This window comes from Streptomyces pinistramenti, from assembly GCF_020564935.1.
GTDB classification, from domain to species: domain Bacteria; phylum Actinomycetota; class Actinomycetes; order Streptomycetales; family Streptomycetaceae; genus Streptomyces; species Streptomyces pinistramenti.
Map to the genome: position 1 here is coordinate 1 of NZ_JAJCXB010000069.1, position 17,689 is coordinate 17,689.

22 protein-coding genes are annotated in these 17,689 nt (G+C 70.6%); 14 read left to right on the forward strand and 8 right to left on the reverse strand.

Annotation, left to right across the window (positions count from 1 at the left end; genetic code table 11):
• The 3 genes from LIU39_RS30655 to LIU39_RS30665 form a co-directional block, all read left to right on the forward strand.
• A partial coding sequence (locus LIU39_RS30655) for a hypothetical protein (protein ID WP_227050198.1) occupies positions 1 to 336 on the forward strand: 336 nt, incomplete at its 5' end.
• Positions 333 to 845, forward strand: coding sequence for a hypothetical protein (locus LIU39_RS30660; protein WP_227050199.1), 513 nt, complete (start codon positions 333 to 335; stop codon positions 843 to 845). The genes LIU39_RS30655 and LIU39_RS30660, both read left to right, overlap by 4 nt.
• A 67-nt stretch (positions 846 to 912) precedes the next feature.
• On the forward strand, positions 913 to 1,176 hold the full coding sequence (locus LIU39_RS30665) for a hypothetical protein (RefSeq protein ID WP_227050200.1): 264 nt from the start codon (positions 913 to 915) through the stop codon (positions 1,174 to 1,176).
• A gap of 472 nt (positions 1,177 to 1,648) precedes the next feature.
• On the opposite strand, the gene LIU39_RS30670 is transcribed toward LIU39_RS30665, so the two are convergent.
• Positions 1,649 to 2,599, reverse strand: a complete 951-nt coding sequence (locus tag LIU39_RS30670; protein WP_227050201.1) for an SDR family NAD(P)-dependent oxidoreductase — start codon at positions 2,597 to 2,599, stop codon at positions 1,649 to 1,651.
• Between the two features lie 397 nt (positions 2,600 to 2,996).
• On the opposite strand from LIU39_RS30670, the gene LIU39_RS30675 reads away from it, so the two are divergent.
• Both LIU39_RS30675 and LIU39_RS30680 read left to right on the forward strand, forming a co-directional pair.
• The gene (locus LIU39_RS30675; RefSeq protein ID WP_227050202.1) at positions 2,997 to 3,512 is read left to right on the forward strand and encodes a hypothetical protein; all 516 of its coding nucleotides are present in this window, start codon (positions 2,997 to 2,999) and stop codon (positions 3,510 to 3,512) included.
• Positions 3,509 to 3,865: a winged helix-turn-helix domain-containing protein gene (locus tag LIU39_RS30680; protein ID WP_227050203.1), complete on the forward strand. Its 357-nt coding sequence runs from the start codon at positions 3,509 to 3,511 to the stop codon at positions 3,863 to 3,865. Before LIU39_RS30675 ends, LIU39_RS30680 begins: the two co-directional genes overlap by 4 nt.
• Before the next feature lie 50 nt (positions 3,866 to 3,915).
• On the opposite strand, the gene LIU39_RS30685 is transcribed toward LIU39_RS30680, so the two are convergent.
• Entirely contained in the window at positions 3,916 to 4,299 is a 384-nt protein-coding gene (locus LIU39_RS30685; RefSeq protein WP_227050204.1) for a winged helix-turn-helix transcriptional regulator, read from the reverse strand.
• Between the two features lie 116 nt (positions 4,300 to 4,415).
• Between LIU39_RS30685 and LIU39_RS30690 the strand changes: the two genes are divergently transcribed.
• The 4 genes from LIU39_RS30690 (at position 4,416) to LIU39_RS30705 (ending at position 6,536) form a co-directional block, all read left to right on the forward strand.
• Positions 4,416 to 4,823, forward strand: coding sequence for a RidA family protein (locus LIU39_RS30690; protein ID WP_227050205.1), 408 nt, complete (start codon positions 4,416 to 4,418; stop codon positions 4,821 to 4,823).
• Between the two features lie 129 nt (positions 4,824 to 4,952).
• Positions 4,953 to 5,399: a helix-turn-helix domain-containing protein gene (locus tag LIU39_RS30695; RefSeq protein ID WP_227050206.1), complete on the forward strand. Its 447-nt coding sequence runs from the start codon at positions 4,953 to 4,955 to the stop codon at positions 5,397 to 5,399.
• Positions 5,400 to 5,434: 35 nt separating this feature from the next.
• Positions 5,435 to 6,091 (forward strand): hypothetical protein, encoded by a 657-nt coding sequence (locus tag LIU39_RS30700; RefSeq protein WP_227050207.1) that lies wholly within the window; start codon positions 5,435 to 5,437, stop codon positions 6,089 to 6,091.
• 103 nt (positions 6,092 to 6,194) lie between these two features.
• Positions 6,195 to 6,536, forward strand: a complete 342-nt coding sequence (locus tag LIU39_RS30705) for a DUF2516 family protein (protein WP_227050208.1) — start codon at positions 6,195 to 6,197, stop codon at positions 6,534 to 6,536.
• Positions 6,537 to 6,572: 36 nt separating this feature from the next.
• Here the strand turns inward: LIU39_RS30705 and LIU39_RS30710 are convergent, their stop codons facing one another.
• Positions 6,573 to 8,018 (reverse strand): PP2C family protein-serine/threonine phosphatase, encoded by a 1,446-nt coding sequence (locus LIU39_RS30710; protein WP_227050209.1) that lies wholly within the window; start codon positions 8,016 to 8,018, stop codon positions 6,573 to 6,575.
• A 339-nt stretch (positions 8,019 to 8,357) separates the two neighbouring features.
• Complete coding sequence (locus LIU39_RS30715) at positions 8,358 to 9,476, reverse strand: C40 family peptidase (protein WP_227050226.1); 1,119 nt, start codon at positions 9,474 to 9,476, stop codon at positions 8,358 to 8,360.
• A 377-nt stretch (positions 9,477 to 9,853) separates the two neighbouring features.
• Between LIU39_RS30715 and pstS the strand changes: the two genes are divergently transcribed.
• From pstS to pstB, 4 genes are all read left to right on the forward strand, one after another.
• The gene (pstS, locus tag LIU39_RS30720) at positions 9,854 to 10,978 is read left to right on the forward strand and encodes a phosphate ABC transporter substrate-binding protein PstS (protein ID WP_227050210.1); all 1,125 of its coding nucleotides are present in this window, start codon (positions 9,854 to 9,856) and stop codon (positions 10,976 to 10,978) included.
• 88 nt (positions 10,979 to 11,066) lie between these two features.
• Complete coding sequence (gene pstC / locus LIU39_RS30725; RefSeq protein ID WP_227050211.1) at positions 11,067 to 12,062, forward strand: phosphate ABC transporter permease subunit PstC; 996 nt, start codon at positions 11,067 to 11,069, stop codon at positions 12,060 to 12,062.
• Positions 12,063 to 12,073: 11 nt separating this feature from the next.
• Positions 12,074 to 13,147 carry a phosphate ABC transporter permease PstA gene (gene pstA / locus LIU39_RS30730; RefSeq protein WP_372464116.1) on the forward strand — a complete coding sequence of 358 codons (1,074 nt, stop codon included), beginning with the start codon at positions 12,074 to 12,076 and terminating at the stop codon, positions 13,145 to 13,147.
• Between the two features lie 31 nt (positions 13,148 to 13,178).
• Positions 13,179 to 13,955, forward strand: coding sequence for a phosphate ABC transporter ATP-binding protein PstB (pstB, locus tag LIU39_RS30735; RefSeq protein ID WP_227050213.1), 777 nt, complete (start codon positions 13,179 to 13,181; stop codon positions 13,953 to 13,955).
• A gap of 129 nt (positions 13,956 to 14,084) precedes the next feature.
• Here pstB and LIU39_RS30740 read toward each other — a convergent pair whose 3' ends face one another.
• Entirely contained in the window at positions 14,085 to 15,083 is a 999-nt protein-coding gene (locus LIU39_RS30740) for an inorganic phosphate transporter (RefSeq protein WP_227050214.1), read from the reverse strand.
• A gap of 9 nt (positions 15,084 to 15,092) precedes the next feature.
• Positions 15,093 to 15,713: a DUF47 domain-containing protein gene (locus LIU39_RS30745; RefSeq protein WP_006603963.1), complete on the reverse strand. Its 621-nt coding sequence runs from the start codon at positions 15,711 to 15,713 to the stop codon at positions 15,093 to 15,095.
• Positions 15,714 to 15,907: 194 nt separating this feature from the next.
• On the opposite strand from LIU39_RS30745, the gene LIU39_RS30750 reads away from it, so the two are divergent.
• Complete coding sequence (locus LIU39_RS30750) at positions 15,908 to 16,309, forward strand: metal-sensitive transcriptional regulator (RefSeq protein WP_264483444.1); 402 nt, start codon at positions 15,908 to 15,910, stop codon at positions 16,307 to 16,309.
• A 102-nt stretch (positions 16,310 to 16,411) separates the two neighbouring features.
• On the opposite strand, the gene LIU39_RS30755 is transcribed toward LIU39_RS30750, so the two are convergent.
• Together LIU39_RS30755 and LIU39_RS30760 are read right to left on the reverse strand one after the other, a co-directional pair.
• Complete coding sequence (locus tag LIU39_RS30755; protein ID WP_264483450.1) at positions 16,412 to 16,612, reverse strand: hypothetical protein; 201 nt, start codon at positions 16,610 to 16,612, stop codon at positions 16,412 to 16,414.
• A gap of 196 nt (positions 16,613 to 16,808) precedes the next feature.
• Entirely contained in the window at positions 16,809 to 17,669 is an 861-nt protein-coding gene (locus LIU39_RS30760) for an SCO4651 family lipoprotein (protein ID WP_227050216.1), read from the reverse strand.
• Between the last annotated feature and the right edge of the window lie 20 nt (positions 17,670 to 17,689).

A 17,689-nucleotide genomic window follows, 5' to 3' on the forward strand; every position in this document is an offset into this window, starting at 1 on the left:
TGTGCCGCCCGGCGTGGTGCCGTTGTCGGGGTGGCCGAGGAGCGGGCGGAGCAGGAGGGCCGTGATTTCGCGGCCGCGCGCGGCCTGGAGGTTGTCACGGTGATCACCGATCCGTTCGGTGATCCCGTTCCCCAGCGGCGCAGTGGGTGGCTGCGGGTGCGGGAGTTGGCGGAGCGGGGTGAGGTGGAGGTGGTCATCGTCCGCTGGCCCAATGCCTTGTCCGTCGAGCATGAACAGCGGTATCCGGAGGTGAAGCATCTGCGCCGCTTTGGATGCCAACTGCTGTTCTCGTGGGCGCCGTTGGCGGAGACGGCTGGTTTCGGGGCCACCCGGTGACCCGCTGCACCGAGCAGTCCGCCGTCATGCGGCTGTTGGACGCGGCCGACGTGGCGCACCTCCGCATCGACGCCATCGGCGAACGCCAGCTCCTCGCCCCCGACGGCATCACGCCCCTGTACCCGGGAATCCCGCTGGGCACCGCGGAACCGCAAGTGGTGTCACGTATCGCGGAACTGCTCTGGAAAAGCCGCTACCACCTTCCCCACCGGCCGAACCCGGCCCGGCCCCCGGCGTCGGCGCTGGAGGCCGAAGGGGTCATGGCGGCCCGGATGCTGCGCGACTCCCTGCTCGGCTTCGGCCACACCGTCGCCGTATGGGGCGCGGCCCGCCGAGGCGGTGCGCCCCACGTGATGATCGACCAGCCGTTCCCGGCCGCGGCAGCCCAGCAGATCGCGGCGGCACTCAACCTCTACGACCGGCTGGTACCGGTGTTGGACAACGCACCCGCCCCGCCTGCCGGACGGCAAGGCGGGGCGGGAAGGGGCGACCGGTACCGCCGGCCCTGACAGTCCGGACGGCCCGCAACTGCCCAACCAACGGCGGACACACCGAATCGACCCGGCGGATTGGCTGATGCCGAAGACTCCCGACGATATTCCCAATGGCCCCCTCACCACGCCCCGCACCGGCCTGTGCGGGCCATCGTGCAGGTACTGGGTGCAGATCAGCAGAGCACTCAACGAGGGCATCGAAGCGAGAGACATGGAGGCCGTGAAGGAAACCCTTCACTACGGCCTTCTGCACAAGGTCTACGGGCATCCAGAAGACCCCCGACCGCCAACCAGCCTCGCAGGGCTTTATGACCTGTCCGCAATTCGGGCAGCTTTCCTGGAATAGGTCAAAAGGAACTGGACGGCACCCATGCCTTCCTTCCCTGGTAGTGCGCTACGGGAAGGGGCGACACGGGTCACCCAAAGGGGTGGCGCACTCCGTGCCGTCGCACCGGCGAACCGCAGAGGCACAAGGCTATCCCCGCGTACTTCCTACGGAAGGTCACCGAAGTGCCTCAGCCTCCGCTTTGTCCCAACCCCCAATGCGGGCGGCCCTACTTGTGGAAAGACACCTCCACCACAGGTCTGGGGTCGGACGTGTGGCTGTGGTCGTGCGGCTCATGCAAAGAGAAATGGCAGCCATCGAGAATTCAAATCGAGGAGTTTCGCCATGGGCCATCAGGAAGACGTCAGAATCCCGTGCACCGAGACCCCCGGGTGCCCCGGAAGTAAGCCGGTCGCCCATGTACGGAGCGCAAGGAGTGCGCGGAAAAACCCGCCGCACGGGCCCGCACCACTGCACTCCAGGCACCCACCCCTCATCCGATGCCCAACTCCGCGTCCACCCCGGCCAGTTCGGCACTGGCGTCCCACAGCCGCTCCGCGACCGCGGCATCGGCGAAGTGTCCCCGTACGGGTTCGGGCCTCGGCGCTCCGCGCAGCCCGAACACCCGGGGGCCCCACATCTGGCCGCCGCGCACGGACGGGTCGAGCACCGCCCGCACGGCGGGCCACGCGGCGGCTTCCTTGCCCTGGAGCAGCAGACCGGCGGGCGCGCCGCGCAGCCGCTCGCCGGTGGTCCGCTCCTGCACCGAAGGCCGGTCGGGGGTCAGCGAGTCGAGCGCGCCGCCGGGGTGGGTCACCACGCTCAGCGTCGTGCCGCCGGCCGCCCGCAGGCGCCGGTCGAGCGCGAAGCCGAAGAGCATCTGCGCCAGCTTCGACCGCGCGTAGGTGTCTTTCGGCCGGTAGTCGCGGGTGCTCTGGAGGTCGTCGAGGTCCAGCCGGACGGACCTGGCGGCGAAGCTGCCGGTGGTGACGACGCGGCTGCCGGGCGCGGCCGCGAGCAGGGGCATCAGCCACCGGGTCAGCGCGAAGTGGCCGAGGTGGTTGGTCCCGAACATCATCTCGTGCCCGTCCGGGGTCTCCGTGCGCCGCGGGCCCTCGATCAGCACCCCGGCGTTGTGGACGACGGCGTCGAGGCCGCCGGGGCCCAGCGCGTCCACGGAACCCTTGAGGGACGGCAGATCGGCAAGATCAAGGCGGAGGTGGCGCACCCGCGCGCCGGGCACGCGGGAGCGGATCGAGTCCATGGCGGCCGCGGCCTTCGCCGCGTTCCTGCTGCCGAGGACGACGGTGGCCCCGGTGCCGGCGAGCTGCTCGGCAACGAAGTACCCGATCCCCGCATTGCCCCCGGTGACCAGGAACTTCTTGCCCTCGGCAGGCGGCAGCCCGCGGACGTCCCACGGGCTGTCGTGGTCGGCGACGGTCATGACGGTCTCCTTGTGCTCGGCGTACTGACACTCGACGTGATCAGCGGCGGAGTCGGCCCGCACCCCACGGGACGCATCACGGGACGCGCCATCGGACATCCCAACCGACCGCCCCACAGGACGACTTCCGCCACACCCCCAGCCTCACGCCCGGCACCGACACCCCACCGACACCCGCGCCCCACCACCGACAACGGCCCGACACCTGCCCCGCCGCCCCCTCGCCGCAGGACCCATCACAGACCGGAACCCAGCCGCCAGGAAACAACTTTCCAGTGCGGAAAATATATGCCAGGATGGCGCACACAAGCCGGTCACGAAACCTGATCGCGCAGCCGACCACGCACGCGGTCACGGAAGCACCGGCCGCACGCCCACGGAACACCAGGAGCGCTCCATGCCGGCACAGGAGAACACCCCCGACGGCGGCCCGTACGCCACCGCCCCGTCGGCCCACGGCGCGGCGAGCACCCTGCAGGGCGTCGACATCGCCCGCACCCGGGCCGCCCTCCGGGCCCGGATCACCCCCGCCTGGTTCGGCCCTGCGGCCGCGGCCGTGCTGATCGTCCCCAGGGCCGTCGACTTCTGGGGCAACGGCAGGGGCTTCGCGACACTGCTCTCGCTCCTGCTGTCGCTCGCCGGACTGGTGGTGATCCGCATACTCATCCGCGCCGGGCAGCGGAGCAGCGGGGTCATGGTGACGGAGTCCTGGGCCGCGCGCGTCAAGCGCAATCGCGCCACGAGCCTCCCCGTCTTCGCAGCCATGGGCCTGACCTGGCTGGTGTGCTGGCAGCTCGGAGCCGACGGGCCCACCACCCGCCTCGCCGCGTTCACCGTCGGCGGCCTCGGCGTCTGGGCGGCGAGCCTGTGGCGCAACGCCGCGATCCGGCAGCAGTTGGAGGACCTGGCATGACCGGCGACGCCGGTACGCCGGAACCGAGAGAGCCCGCTCTCGACGAGACGATCCACCACCCCACCCGCCTTGCCGTCGCGGCCTTCCTCTCGGCCTGCGACGAAGCGGAGTTCGCGGCGGTGCGCGACTGCTGCCAGGTGTCCGACTCGGTCCTCAGCAAGACCGCGTCGGCGCTGGAGGCCGCAGGCTACGTCGGCATCCGCAAGGGCTACGTCGGCAAGCGCCCCCGCACCTGGCTCTCCCTCACCCCCGCCGGGCACGACGCCCTGACCCGGCACCTCGCCGCACTCCAGGACATCGCCGCCGCCGCCCAGGACGCCGGCGCACGCGTACGCCCCGGGCCGGTTCCGTAACTCCCGGTACGGGATACGGCCGACGGCTGCGCAGGTCGGTGCGCCGGCCGTCAGGCGTCGAAGCGGCGGCGGGCGGTCTCGATGTGACCGAGGTGCCGGTGGGTCCAGTCGCACATGCCGTCCACCGTTGCCTGGAGGGCGCGGCCCGGCTCCGTGAGCGTGTACTCGACCCGGGGCGGCACGGTGGGGTGCACGCACCGCTCGACCAGGCCGTTGCGCTCCAGCATGCGCAGGTTCTGGGTGAGCATCTTGTGGCTGATGCCCTCGGTGCCGTTGCGCAGTTCGGTGAAGCGCAGGGTGCGTTCGCCCAGCGCTTCGATGATCAGGAGCGCCCACTTGTTGGCGATGTCCGAGAAGATCTCCCGCGCCAGCGAGTCCGCGCGCGTCAGGTCCGCTTCGTCCTCGGGCGAGCCCGGGAACGGCTTGGTCACCATGAGGTTCCCCCGTCACCGAAGAGTGCGTTCTTCCCTGCCGGCCGCCACTCTCCTACGGTTCCCGAGTCACCACAAGAGACCGACCACGGGCGTCTCATGACAAGAAGGCAGGCAGCATGGCCGTCACCCTGATGAGCCCCGGCGGACTGCCGAAGATCGACGTCTACCGGCAGGTGTCGATCGCATCCGGGACGAAACTGGTCTTCATCGCCGGGCAGGTCGCCTGGAACGCCGAGGGGGTCACGGTCGGCGAAGGCGACCTCGCCGCGCAGGTCGAGCAGTGCTACCTCAACATCGGCACCGCCCTGGCCGAGACCGGCGGCTCCTTCCACGACGTGGCGAAACTGACCGCCTACGTCGTCGACCGGACCCCCGACAAGATGCCGCACCTCCTGGACGGAATCTCCCGCGTGGCCGCACACCTGGGAGTCACCCCGGTCGCCCCGGCCACGCTCCTGGGCGTAGCGGCACTGGACGTCCCCTCCCACCTGGTCGAGATCGAGGCCACCGCGGTCCTCGACTGAAGCGGGCCGGCCTGCGCCCGCTGAGCACCGAAGCGGCCCACCGTGCTCGGTCGCGCCGCCCCCACCCGGACGCTACACTCCCGCAAGCGCTTGCTTGCAATAGTTAGCACGCTGTTGCACGATGGCGGCATGGCCTCACTCAACGTCGGCAACCTCGGAGAGTTCCTGCGGGAACAGCGGCGCACGGCGCAGCTGAGCCTGCGGCAGCTCGCGGATGCCGCGGGGGTGTCCAACCCGTACCTCAGCCAGATCGAGCGCGGGCTGCGCAAACCGAGCGCGGAGATTCTGCAGCAGCTGGCCAAGGCGCTGCGGATCTCCGCCGAGACGCTGTACGTGCAGGCCGGGATTCTCGACGAGCGGCAAGGGCTCGACGGGGTCGGGGTGCAGACCGCGATACTCACCGACCCCGCGCTCAACGAGAAGCAGAAGCAGGTCCTGCTGCAGATCTACGAGTCGTTCCGCAAGGAGAACGGCATCGGGAGCGGCGGCACGGACGGCACCGAGAGCGGGCACGACGGCGGGCGCGGCGCGGACTCCCGCGAGGTAGAGACCGCCGGCGGCCCCCACGCCACCTGAGCACACGACGTCCCGACAGCAGGAGGAACCACGTCATGGCCATCACCGATGACCTCCGCAAGACCCTGACCGACCCGACCCCGCTGTACGCCATCGCCGGCACCGCCGACCTGGCGGCCGAGAAGCTCGGCGAGGTTCCGGTGCTGGTCGAGAAGATCAGGACCGAGGCGCCCAAGCACTTCGATGCGGTGCGCGCCACGGACCCCAAGGAGGTCCAGGAGCGGGTCGCCAAGCAGGCCAAGGACGCGCAGGACAAGCTGACCGAGCTGCTGGGCACGCTCGACACCGACCTGAAGAAGATCCGCGAGCAGGCGCAGGGCCTGGCACTCCAGGGCGTCGGCCGGGCCGCCGAGTACGCGGTGCGGGCGCGCGAGACGTACGACGGGCTGGCCGAGCGCGGCCGCGGTGCGGTGCAGAGCTGGCGCGGCGAGGCCGCGGGCCAGGTCGAGGAGCTGGCCGTCGTGATCGAGCCCGAGCCGGCCCCGAAGACCGAGCCGAAGACCGTCCCGAAGGCGAACGGCACGGCGAACGGCACCGCCGGCGCCAAGGCGGACAGCAGGACCGCAGCGAGGCCCGCGGGCGCCGGCTCGGTGCCGAAGCCGACGGCGAAGCCCGACGCGAAGCCCGCCGAGGCGAAGAAGGCCGCGCCGCGCAAGCCGGCCACGAAGAAGACCCCGCCGCCCGCGCAGTGACGATACGGCGGACCTCGTGCGGGCCGGGCACACTTCGGGTGTCCGGCCCGTTGTCCGGGTACGGTGGGCCGCGTAGCAGCGAGTCGAGACGGTGGTGGAGAGCGTGCTGATTTACGGGTTCCAGAGCATTCTGAGCTGGGTGCAGCTGGCTCTGGGGGTCTACGCCGCCGTGATGCTGATCGACGCGGCCACCCGCCGCGAGGACGCGTACCGCGCGGCGAGCAAGCAGACCAAGGGCATGTGGCTGGTCTTCCTGGTCATCGCCACCGCGCTGCTGTTCCTGCTGCCGCTGATGTCGTTCCTGCCGATCATCGGCGTGATCGCGGTGATCGTCTACACCGTCGACGTCCGTCCTGCGCTCAAGCAGGTCGCCGGCGGCAGGGGCCCGCGCCGCGGCGGCTCCAGCTCGGACGGCCCTTACGGTCCGTACAACGGCGGCCGCTGAGCGGCCTGTGCCCCCGCACGGCGTGCGGGGCCGCCGTCAGCCCTTCCTGCGGTCCAGCAGCAGTACCGCGACATCGTCGGTCAGCTCGCCGCCGTTGAGGTCGCGCACCTCCGTCATCGCGGCGTCCAGCAGCTCCTCGCCGGTGAGCCCGGCCGCCATCTGCCGGCCGACCAGCTCGGCCATGCCCTCCTGGCCAAGACGCTGCTTGCCCTCGCCGACGTGGCCCTCGATCAGGCCGTCGGTGTACATCATCAGGCTCCAGGCGCCGCCCAGCTCGACCTGCCGGCGCGGCCAGCGGGCGTGCGGCAGCAGCCCCAGCGCGGGCCCGCCGGACTCGTACGGGAGCAGCCGTGGCGGCAATCCCGCGCGGGCCAGCAGCGGCGCGGGGTGGCCGGCCAGGCACAGGCCGGCGCGGCGGCCGTCCGGCGAGATGTCGACGGTGCACAGCGTCGCGAAGATCTCGTCGTCGGCGCGTTCGTGCTCCAGGACCTTCTGGAGGGTGGAGAGCAGTTCGTCGCCGCACAGTCCCGCGAAGGTCAACGCGCGCCAGGCGATGCGGAGTTCGACGCCGAGCGCGGCCTCGTCGGGGCCGTGGCCGCAGACGTCGCCGATCATGGCGTGCACGGTGCCGTCGGCGGTGCGCACGGTGTCGTAGAAGTCGCCGCCGAGCAGCGCGCGGCTGCGGCCGGGGCGGTAGCGGGCCGCGAAGCGCAGGTCGGAGCCCTCCAGCAGCGGCGTGGGCAGCAGCCCGCGCTCCAGCCGGGCGTTCTCCTGGGCGCGCAGCCGCGATTCGGTGAGCTGGCGCTGCGCGAGGTCGGCGCGCTTGCGTTCGACGGCGTAGCGCACCGCGCGGCTGAGCACCGCGCCGTCCAGCTCGTCGCGGAAGAGGTAGTCCTGGGCGCCGACCCGCACCGCTTCGGCGGCCCGCTCGGCGTCCGTCTCCGGCGTCATCACCAGGACGGCGTGCGCGGGCGCCATCCGCAGGACGGCGCGCAGGGTGCCCAGTTCGTCGTCCCGGCCCGCGCCGTCCGCCGCTTCGTCCGCACCGCGCTCGGCCCGGTCGGGGCCCTCGGCCGGTGCCAGGTCGAGCAGGATGCAGTGCACGTCGTCGGTGAGCAGCCGGGCCGCTTCGGTGAGGTTGCGGGCGGTGCGCAGCCGCAGCTTGCGGCCCGCCCAGTCCCACATGTCGGGGACGGTGCTGCTGGGGTCGTCCCCGATGAGGAGCAGGGTCAGGGCGGGGCCCGATCCGTTGTCCGCGGCCTGGGGCTCGGCCGGATCCGCCGCCCTGGGCCCCGCGTCGGGCGCCGGGTCGCGGCCCGCCGTGTCCGCCGCGGCCCACGGCCCGCGCTGCGCCGCCCGGTCCATGGCGCTCCCCGCCGCCGGTGCACTCCGCTCGCGCAGGGCGCCGGCGCAGGCGTCGTCCGCCGGCGCCGCCTGGTGCGGCAGCACGGCCGTCCGCTGGTGCGATGCGGGTACGGGCATGGCTCTGCTTCCTTCCCTCCCCCCGAGGGTGCACAGGCGCGCCGACCGGCGCACCAGCGTGCCCGGTCGTGCGCCGCTCGTGGTCATGGAGCGGGGCGCCGCCGGGCACTGAGAGTGCGACCATAGCGCCACTCCCCAGGGGGACGGAATGACCGACGGCAATCGGCCATCGTCATATGCCGCACCGCATAAGCCATTTGACCTGGAGCAAGCGGAAAGCGAATGACGAACATCACCCCTCCGACCGCATGGCGCGACGGCCCGGCAACCCTCCGGTAAGGGCCGTACGGTATCCCGCGCCGACCGGAGTTACGGATCAGCCCTTAACCATCGATCCGGTCATTTATCGGGCCGCACGACTCCCAGGATCGGCATCGACCCCGCGCCCGCGATGGTGACCTGCCGGCCCGGCCGCGGCGCGTGCACGATGGCACCGTCCCCCAGATACATCCCGACGTGGCTGGCATCGGAGAAATAGATGATCAGGTCCCCGGGCCGCATGTCCTTGACCTCGACCCTGGGCAGTTGGCGCCACTGCTCCTGCGACGTGCGTGGGATGGTGGTGCCGCCGGCCTGCCAGGCGCGCAGCGTCAGGCCCGAGCAGTCGAAGGTGTCGGGGCCCACGGCGCCCCACACGTAATCCTTGCCGATCTGCGCGGTTGCGAAGGCGAGGGCTTTCTTTCCGGCCGCTGACGCCTTGTTGCTGATCTCCGCCAGCGCGCCGGAGTCGAGCCATTTCTGCTGTTCGGCAAGGGCCTGCGCGTCCTCCAGCTTTTTCAGCCGGGCCTTTTCCTTTGCGGCGAGCCGGGATTCCAGCTTCTTCGCCTCACCGATCTTCTTCTCGATGTCCCGCTGCGCCTTTTCCTTCTTCTCGCGGTTCGCGTCGAGCCGCTCCCAGCGGTCCGTCGCCGCATCGGCGTAATCCTGCAAGTCGGCCTTCAGGCGCGTGAGTTGGCCGATGACGCTTTTGGCCGCGTGCTGTCCCTTACGGGCCAGCGTCGCGTTGTCGAGAAATCCCTCGGGGTCGCCGTCCAGCATCAGCCGGGCCTCGGCCGGAATGCCGCCGCCGCGGTACTGCGCACTGGCCAGCGCACCGGCCTGCCGCTTGAGCGCGGCCAGCTTTCGCTGGGTGCCGTCGATGGTCCGCGCCAGCTTGACGATCTCTTTCTGCTGGACCTCGACCTGCTCCTTGGCGCCGTTGTAGGCGTCGGTGGCCTGTTCGGCCTTGCGGTAGAGGTCCTCGATCTTCCGGTGGACCTCTTCGAGGCGCCGGTCGGCCGCCGCGGCCTGCCCGCCGTCCGCGGCTCCGCCGGGCCGGCTCGCCGTGCGGCCGCCGCCGGGGCCGTCGGCCCCGGCGCCCGCGCTCGCGTACGCCGCGGGTGCCAGGCCGCCGAGCAGTCCCGTGGCGCACAGCACCACCGCCGCACCGGCCGCGGCCCTGCCCGCTGCGCCCCACATGTCCCGTCCGCCCCGTACGGCCTTGTCTGCCCCCTGGATCCCCACCCGTTACCTCCGGTCGGTCCGCGCGGATTCGCGCCATTGTCTCCGGCGCGGATGCTGCCATACCGATCGGTAATCCAACAGAGCGACGGAGCGATTCCCCTTCGGGCCCCGCCGATGCACGCCCTTACCGGACACCCTCAGCTGACGGCCGAGGTTCACCCTGCGTTCACTCTCCTCCATCGGCCGCTTCACTTGATCTGCTTAATTTCGGCCTTACCGAGTGCGCGTCTCGCCCGTCACGGAAGACGCCACCCGGCCAACTTGGCTCAGCACACTCCTGACCCACCCCGCACGCCGACGAAGCGGCGCGCCCCAGGAAGGAACTCTCGACAGTGAAGCTTCAGCGCAAGAACCGGGTTCGCGCCCTCGCCGTTGGCGCTCTCGCCGTCTCCGGTGCCCTGGCCCTGACGGCGTGCGGCTCCGACGACACCAGCGCATCCGGTGGCACCGGCACCTCCGCCGCCCCCGCCAGCATCAAGTGCGAGGGCACCGGCAAGCTGCGTGCCTCCGGCTCGTCGGCGCAGAAGAACGCCATGGACGTCTGGGTGCAGAACTACGCCGGCGCCTGCAAGGGCACGGAGATCAACTACCAGCCGACCGGCTCCGGCGCCGGCATCACGACCTTCCTGCAGGGCCAGACGGCCTTCGCCGGATCCGACTCGGCGCTCAAGCCCGAAGAGGTCGCCAAGTCCCAGAAGATCTGCAAGGGCGGCCAGGCGATCAACCTCCCGATGGTCGGCGGCCCGATCGCGGTCGGCTACAACGTCCCCGGCGTGGACAACCTCGTCCTGGACGCCCCCACCCTCGCCAAGATCTTCGACTCGGAGATCACCAACTGGAACGACCCGGCGATCAAGAAGCTGAACCCGGGCGCCTCGCTGCCCGACCTCAAGATCCAGGCGTTCCACCGCTCCGACGACTCGGGCACCACCGACAACTTCACCAAGTACCTCAAGGGCGCAGCCCCGGACGCCTGGAAGCACGAGCCCGCGAAGACCTGGGACGGCAAGGGCGGCCAGGCGGCCTCCGGCTCGGCCGGCGTCTCCTCGCAGGTCAAGCAGACCAGCGGCGCGATCTCGTACTTCGAGCTGTCGTACGCGACGGCCGGCAAGATCCCCATGGTCAAGATCAACACCGGCGCCAAGGCCCCGGTCGACGCCACCGTCGACAACGCCTCCAAGGCCATCGCCGAGGCCAAGCAGGTCGGCAAGGGCGACGACCTCGCCCTCCAGCTCAACTACGCCACCAAGGCCGAGGGCGCCTACCCGATCACCCTGGTGACGTACGAGATCGCCTGCGACAAGGGCAACAAGGCCGCCACCCTGCCGGCCACCAAGTCCTTCCTCACCTACATCGCGAGCAAGGACGGCCAGGCCGCGCTCAAGGACCTGGGCTACGCCCCGCTGCCCACCGAGATCGCCGACAAGGTCCGCAAGACCGTCGCGACGCTCGCCTGACGAACCGGGCGGCGGCCCCCGCGCCGCCGCCCTTCCGGTGCACCGCCGCACAGGGAGCCCCCCGAGGGCTCCGCAGACCGGAGAAACCATGAACCCTCAAGCGCCTTCGACACCCGACGCCCCGCCCCTGCCACCCCCGCCGGCCGCCGGGCCCTCCCCGGTATCCGGCAAGGCCGTACGCCCCGGTGACCGGATCTTCCTCGGCCTCTCCCGCGGCTCCGGCATCACCCTCCTGGTGGTCATGGCGGCGATAGCGGCGTTCCTGACCTACCGCTCCGTCCTCGCGATATCCGGCGACCACGCCAACTTCTTCACCACGCTCGACTGGAACGCCACCGGCACCGAGCCCAGGTTCGGCATCGCGGTCCTGGCGTTCGGCACGGTCGTCAGCGCCCTGCTCGCCATGGTCATCGCGGTCCCGGTCGCGGTCGGCATCGCGCTGTTCATCTCGCACTACGCCCCGCGCAGGCTGGCCTCCCCGCTCGGCTACGTCATCGACCTGCTCGCCGCGGTGCCCAGCATCATCTACGGCCTGTGGGGCGCGCTCTTCCTCGTCCCGCACCTGACCGGCCTCTACAGCTGGCTGGACGACTACCTCGGCTGGACCGGCATCTTCAGCTACAGCGACGGCGCCGCGCGCTCGCTGTTCACCGTCGGCATCCTGCTCGCGATCATGATCCTGCCGATCGTGACCAGCGTCAGCCGCGAGGTCTTCCTCCAGGCGCCGAAGATGCACGAGGAGGCCGCGCTGGCGCTCGGCGCCACCCGCTGGGAAGTCATCCGCATGTCGGTGCTCCCCTTCGGCCGCTCCGGCGTCATCAGCGCCTCGATGCTCGGCCTGGGCCGCGCGCTCGGCGAGACGATGGCCGTCGCCACGGTCCTCTCGCCCAGCTTCCTGATCAGCACCAGCCTGCTCGACCCGGGCGGCGGCACCTTCGCGCAGAACATCGCCGCCAAGTTCAGTGAGGCCGACACCTTCGGCCAGGACGCGCTGATCGCCTCCGGCCTCGTCCTCTTCGTGATCACGCTGCTGGTCAACGGCGCGGCCCGCCTGATCATCGCCCGGCGCAAGGAGTACTCGTGATGACCGACGTCATGACGGACCGGCGGCCGCTCACCGGGCAGCCCGGCGACCCCCTGCCGGTCTCCCTCAAGCAGGCCCGCCTCCCCCGCTGGAGCCCGCCGGTCATCGCACTGGTCTCGGCCGCGGCCGGCTGCGGCATCGGCCTGGCGGCCGGCCTGGACAGCCGGATCCAGTGGGGCCTGATCGCCGCCCTGCTCTTCATCGTCGGCACCTACGCGCTGGCCGCGGCCGTCGAAGGCCGCAGGCAGGCCAAGGACCGGCTGGCCACCAGCCTGGTCTGGATCGCGTTCCTGCTGGCCGTCATCCCGCTGGCCTCCCTGCTGTGGGAGACCGTCGCGCGCGGCAGCAAGGTCCTGGACGGCTACTTCCTGTCCCACTCGATGGGCACCCTCCCGGACGCGATGCCCGGCGGCGGCATCTACCACGCGATCATCGGCACCCTGGAGCAGGTCGGCCTGGCGACCCTGATCGCGGCGCCGCTCGGCCTGTTCACCGCGATCTACCTCGTCGAGTACGGCCGCGGCAGGCTCGCCAAGGTCGTCACCTTCTTCGTCGACGTGATGACCGGCATCCCCTCGATCGTGGCCGGCCTGTTCGTCCTCTCCGTCTGGATCCTGATCCTCGGCTTCGGCCCGTCCGGCTTCGCCGGCTCGATGGCGCTGGCGATCCTGATGATGCCGGTCGTGGTCCGCTCCACCGAAGAGATGCTCAAGCTGGTGCCCAACGAGCTGCGCGAGGCGTCACTGGCCCTCGGCGTCCCGAAGTGGCGCACCATCCTCAAGGTCGTCCTGCCGACGTCGATCGGCGGGATCACCACCGGCGTGATGCTGGCCATCGCCCGCATCGCCGGCGAGACCGCACCCGTGATGCTGCTGGTCTGGGGCGCGAAGACGATCAACAGCAACCCCTTCGAGGACGCCCAGCAGTCCCTGCCGCTCTACGTCTTCCAGCAGTGGCAGCAGGGCTCCGAAGCCTCGTACGACCGCGCATGGGCGGCGGCGCTGGTCCTCATCGCCTTCGTGATGGTCCTCAACCTGGTGGCCCGCGGCATCGCCCGCTGGAAGGCCCCCTCAACCGGCCGCTGACCGCAGCGCAACGAAAGAAGCAGTGATCTCCATGGCCAAGCGAATCGACGTCAGCGGCCTCACCGCCTACTACGGCAGCCACAAAGCCATCGACGACATCTCCATGAGCGTCGAGCCGCGCTCGGTGACCGCCTTCATCGGCCCGTCCGGCTGCGGCAAGTCGACATTCCTGCGCACCCTGAACCGCATGCACGAGGTCACCCCCGGCGGCCGCGTCGAGGGCAAGGTGCTGCTGGACGACGAGAACCTCTACGGCTCCGGTGTCGACCCGGTGGCGGTCCGCCGCACCGTCGGCATGGTCTTCCAGCGCCCGAACCCGTTCCCCACGATGTCGATCTTCGACAACGTCGCGGCCGGGCTACGGCTCAACGGCACCTACAAGAAGAGCGACCTCAAGGACATCGTCGAGAAGTCCCTCAAGGGCGCCAACCTCTGGAACGAGGTCAAGGACCGCCTGGGCAAGCCCGGCTCCGGCCTGTCCGGCGGCCAGCAGCAGCGGCTGTGCATCGCCCGCGCCATCGCCGTCGAACCGCAGGTCCTGCTGATGGACGAGCCCTGCTCGGCGCTCGACCCGATCTCCACGCTCGCCGTCGAGGACCTGATCGGCGAGCTGAAGGAGCGCTTCACGATCGTCATCGTGACGCACAACATGCAGCAGGCGGCCCGCGTCTCGGACCGCACCGCGTTCTTCAACCTCGCCGCCGTCGGACAGCCCGGCAAGCTGGTCGAGATCGACGACACCGAGCGGATCTTCTCCAACCCGTCGGTCCAGGCCACCGAGGACTACATCTCCGGCCGCTTCGGCTGAGCCACCCGCCGGGCCCGGCCGGCCCCCGCACGTCCTGCGGTGCTGCATGGCGGTGCCACCGCAGGACGAAGGGCCCGCCCCACCTTCCCGGTGGGGCGGGCCCTCTCCTCGGCCGAGCGCGTACGGCCGCTAGCCGAACGCCAGCTGGACGACCCAGTACGCGAGCGCCGCGACCACCGCCGCGGCCGGCATGGTGATGAACCAGCCCATCACGATGTTCTTGGCGACACCCCAGCGCACCGCGCGCGAGCCCTTGGTCGAGCCCACGCCCATGATCGCGGAGGTGATGACGTGCGTGGTGGAGATCGGCGCGTGGAACATGAACGACGCGGTGTACATGACCGATGCGGCCGTGGTCTCCGCGGCGAAGCCCTGCGGCGGGTCCAGCTCGATGATCCGCCGCCCCAGCGTGCGCATGATGCGCCAGCCGCCCGCGTACGTACCGAGCGACAGGGTGAGCGCACAGGCCAGCTTGACCCAGATCGGGATCGCGTCGTTCGCGTCCTGGACATCGGCGATGACCAGCGCCATCACCACGATGCCCATCGTCTTCTGGGCATCCTGGAGACCGTGCCCGAGCGCCATGCCCGCCGCCGAGACCGTCTGCGCTATGCGGAAACCGCGCTTCGCCTTGTGCGGGTTGGCCTTACGGAACATCCACAGGATGACGACCATCACCAGATAGCCGAGCACCAGGCCGATGACCGGGGAGATGAACATCGGCAGGACGACCTTCTCGATCACCCCGGACCAGATCACTTCGGTGCCCCCCGCGAGCGCCGCGCCGACCATGCCGCCGAACAGCGCGTGCGAGGACGAGGACGGCAGCCCGAAGTACCAGGTGACGAGGTTCCAGACCACCGCGCCGACCAGCGCGGCGAAGAGGATGCCCATCCCCTTGTTGCCCTCGGGTGTGGAGATCAGCCCTTCGCTGACCGTCTTGGCGACCCCGCTGCCCAGGAAGGCACCTGCGAGATTCATCACGGCGGCCATCGCCAGCGCCGCCCGCGGCGTCAGCGCGCGGGTCGAGACCGAGGTCGCGATGGCGTTCGCGGAGTCGTGAAAGCCGTTGGTGTAGGTGAAACCGAGCGCGACTGCGATGGTCACGACGAGTGTGAAGGTGTCCATGGCCGGGGCTCAGGACTCCTTTACCGCGATGGTCTCGACGGTGTTGGCCACATGCTCGAAGGCGTCGGCCGCCTCTTCCAGGATGTCCACGATCTGCTTGAGCTTGAGCACCTCGATGGCGTCGTACTTGCCGTTGAAGAGGTGGGCGAGCAGCTTGCGGTGGATCTGGTCGGCCTGGTTCTCCAGGCGGTTGACCTCGATCCAGTATTCGGTGAGGTTCGACATCGTCCGCAGATTCGGCATCGCCTCCGCGGTCAGCTCGGCCGCCCGCGCCAGCACCTCGATCTGCTGGTCGACGCCCTTGGGCAGCTCCTCGACCTTGTAGAGGACGACCAGATCGACGGCCTCTTCCATGAAGTCCATGATGTCGTCGAGCGACGAGGCGAGGTTGTAGATGTCCTCGCGGTCGAACGGCGTGATGAAGGAGGAGTTCAGTTGGTGGAAGATCGCGTGGGTCGCGTCGTCACCTGCGTGCTCCGCCGCCCGCATCCTCTCGGCGATCTCTGCCCGCGCGGAGGCGTCCGCCCCGAGCAGTTCCATCAGGAGCTTGGAGCCCGTGACGATGTTGTCCGCAGAGGCGGCGAACATGTCGTAGAAGCTCGTCTCCCTGGGGGTCAGACGAAAGCGCACGTGAAATCCTCGGGGTGCATCGGATTCGGTCGAGTTGATGCTAGGCGCATCATCCAGCCACTGCTAACCAGCATTCCTTCAGTGTCGCCCATCGGGCAGCATGCTCTGCACGGGGTACCTCGGGTGCCCGCAAAATTCGGTACCATATACCCACCAGGGGTATATGGATCGCTGAGATACCACGGGAGACGGCCATGACGACCACGGACGCCGACACCAACGGCACCACCGCAGCCGCCGCAGCCGACCCCACCCCCGAGCCGAAAACCGCCCCCCAGGGCGACCCGAATGCCGTGACCGATCATGACCGGGGCATTCACGGCTACGCCCAGCAAAAGGACGCCCACCTCAAGCGGTTGCGCCGCATCGAGGGCCAGATCCGCGGCCTCCAGCGCATGCTCGAAGAGGACGTCTACTGCATCGACATACTCACCCAGGTCTCGGCGAGCACGAAGGGCCTGCAGTCCTTCGGGCTCCAGCTCCTGGAGGAACACCTGCGGCACTGCGTCGCCGACGCCGCGGTGAAGGGCCCCGCGGCGATCGACGCCAAGGTCCAGGAGGCGACGAAGGCCATCGAGCGGATGCTGCGGACCTGACGCCGGCCGCGCGACCTGGCACCCGGCCCCGGAATCCCGCACCCTGACGGCCCGCGCGCCGCACCGGCCGCCGCCCGCACGCCCCGCCTGCGCCCCCAGCCGTCAGCTCTGCCCCGACGGCCGCGCACCCTGCCGGGCCCGCCGCCCGCAGCCGCCCACGTCCAGCACTTCGTCGATGAGGTCCCGGCTCAGCCGCTCCTCGCTCGCGGCCGCCGCGGCGATCATCAACTCCCCGGCCAGGTCGATCTCGACGAGGGCGACGTGGTCCTGGACCCCCGCATTGCGGACCACGGCCACGGACACCACCTCCTCCTTCGAGTGCCCCGCTGCATCTGCCGCCGCCCAGCGTAGGGAGGGGCGCACACGCCGCACATGGCACGGAAGGACCATTTCCGCCACCGGGCCCACTCGCCTCCCAGGCCCCGTCCCCCGCCCGGGAGTTCACCACAGAAGGCCGAAAACCGACGATCGAAAGCGCCGCCGCGGGCCCTCTCGGCTGCTAAGGACCGGTCGCCGCGATCTTCCCCGCGTAGATGTCGTCCCGCGCGGGCAGCTCCACCGCGGTATCCCTCCCGAAATCGTCGAGTTGAGTGGTGGATGTCACCGATGCCCCCTTCGGTGAACCGTTGGCGAAGTGATAGCTCTGGCGCACCTTGCGCAGCCGGCCGGCCTCGTCCAGATACGCGTCGAACGGCACCCGGCGCGTGGTGAAGCCCTTCTCCGCCGCGGTCAACGCGGGCTTCGTACGCGCCGACGCGGCCCCCGCCGCCGCCCCGATGTCCGTCGTCCCGCTGTAGTGCCGCACCGCGACCCCGTCCAGCCGCTGGGCGCCGCGATACCTCACCTGCCCCGCGCCGCGCAGCAGTTCGGCGGCGGTCAGCGGATCGGTGGCGCCCCCGGTGACCAGGTTCCCGTCCGCCAGCGACGCGGCGTCGACCCGCACCCACTTGTCGGCGGGCACCCCCGCCCCGCGGTTCTTCATGTACAGCACGCCGGGCGCGAGGATCTCCGTGACCGGCGGCCGCGACCCGCCGCGCTCCCCCGCGGGATCGGGCAGCACCAGCTCCAACTGCCCCCTGGCCGCCCGGAAGTCGTAGCCTCCGGTGCCGCGGATCGCGACCCGGGTGCCGCCGCTCACCGTCTCCATCGTCGACCTGATCCGCGCGCCGCCGGCCCGCAGCAGCGCGTCGGCGGTGCGCCGTACGTCCTCGACGGCCGATCCGGCCGACGGCAGTCCGTCCACGGCCGTCCCGTCCGATGAACAGCCCGTCGCCAGCGCGCCCGCCGCCAGAACCGCTCCGCACGCCACGGCCACGGCCACGGCAGCCGCGCCCCTGCCCCGCCTGCCCTGCACCACCATCGCGTACGAGCCCCTTCGGC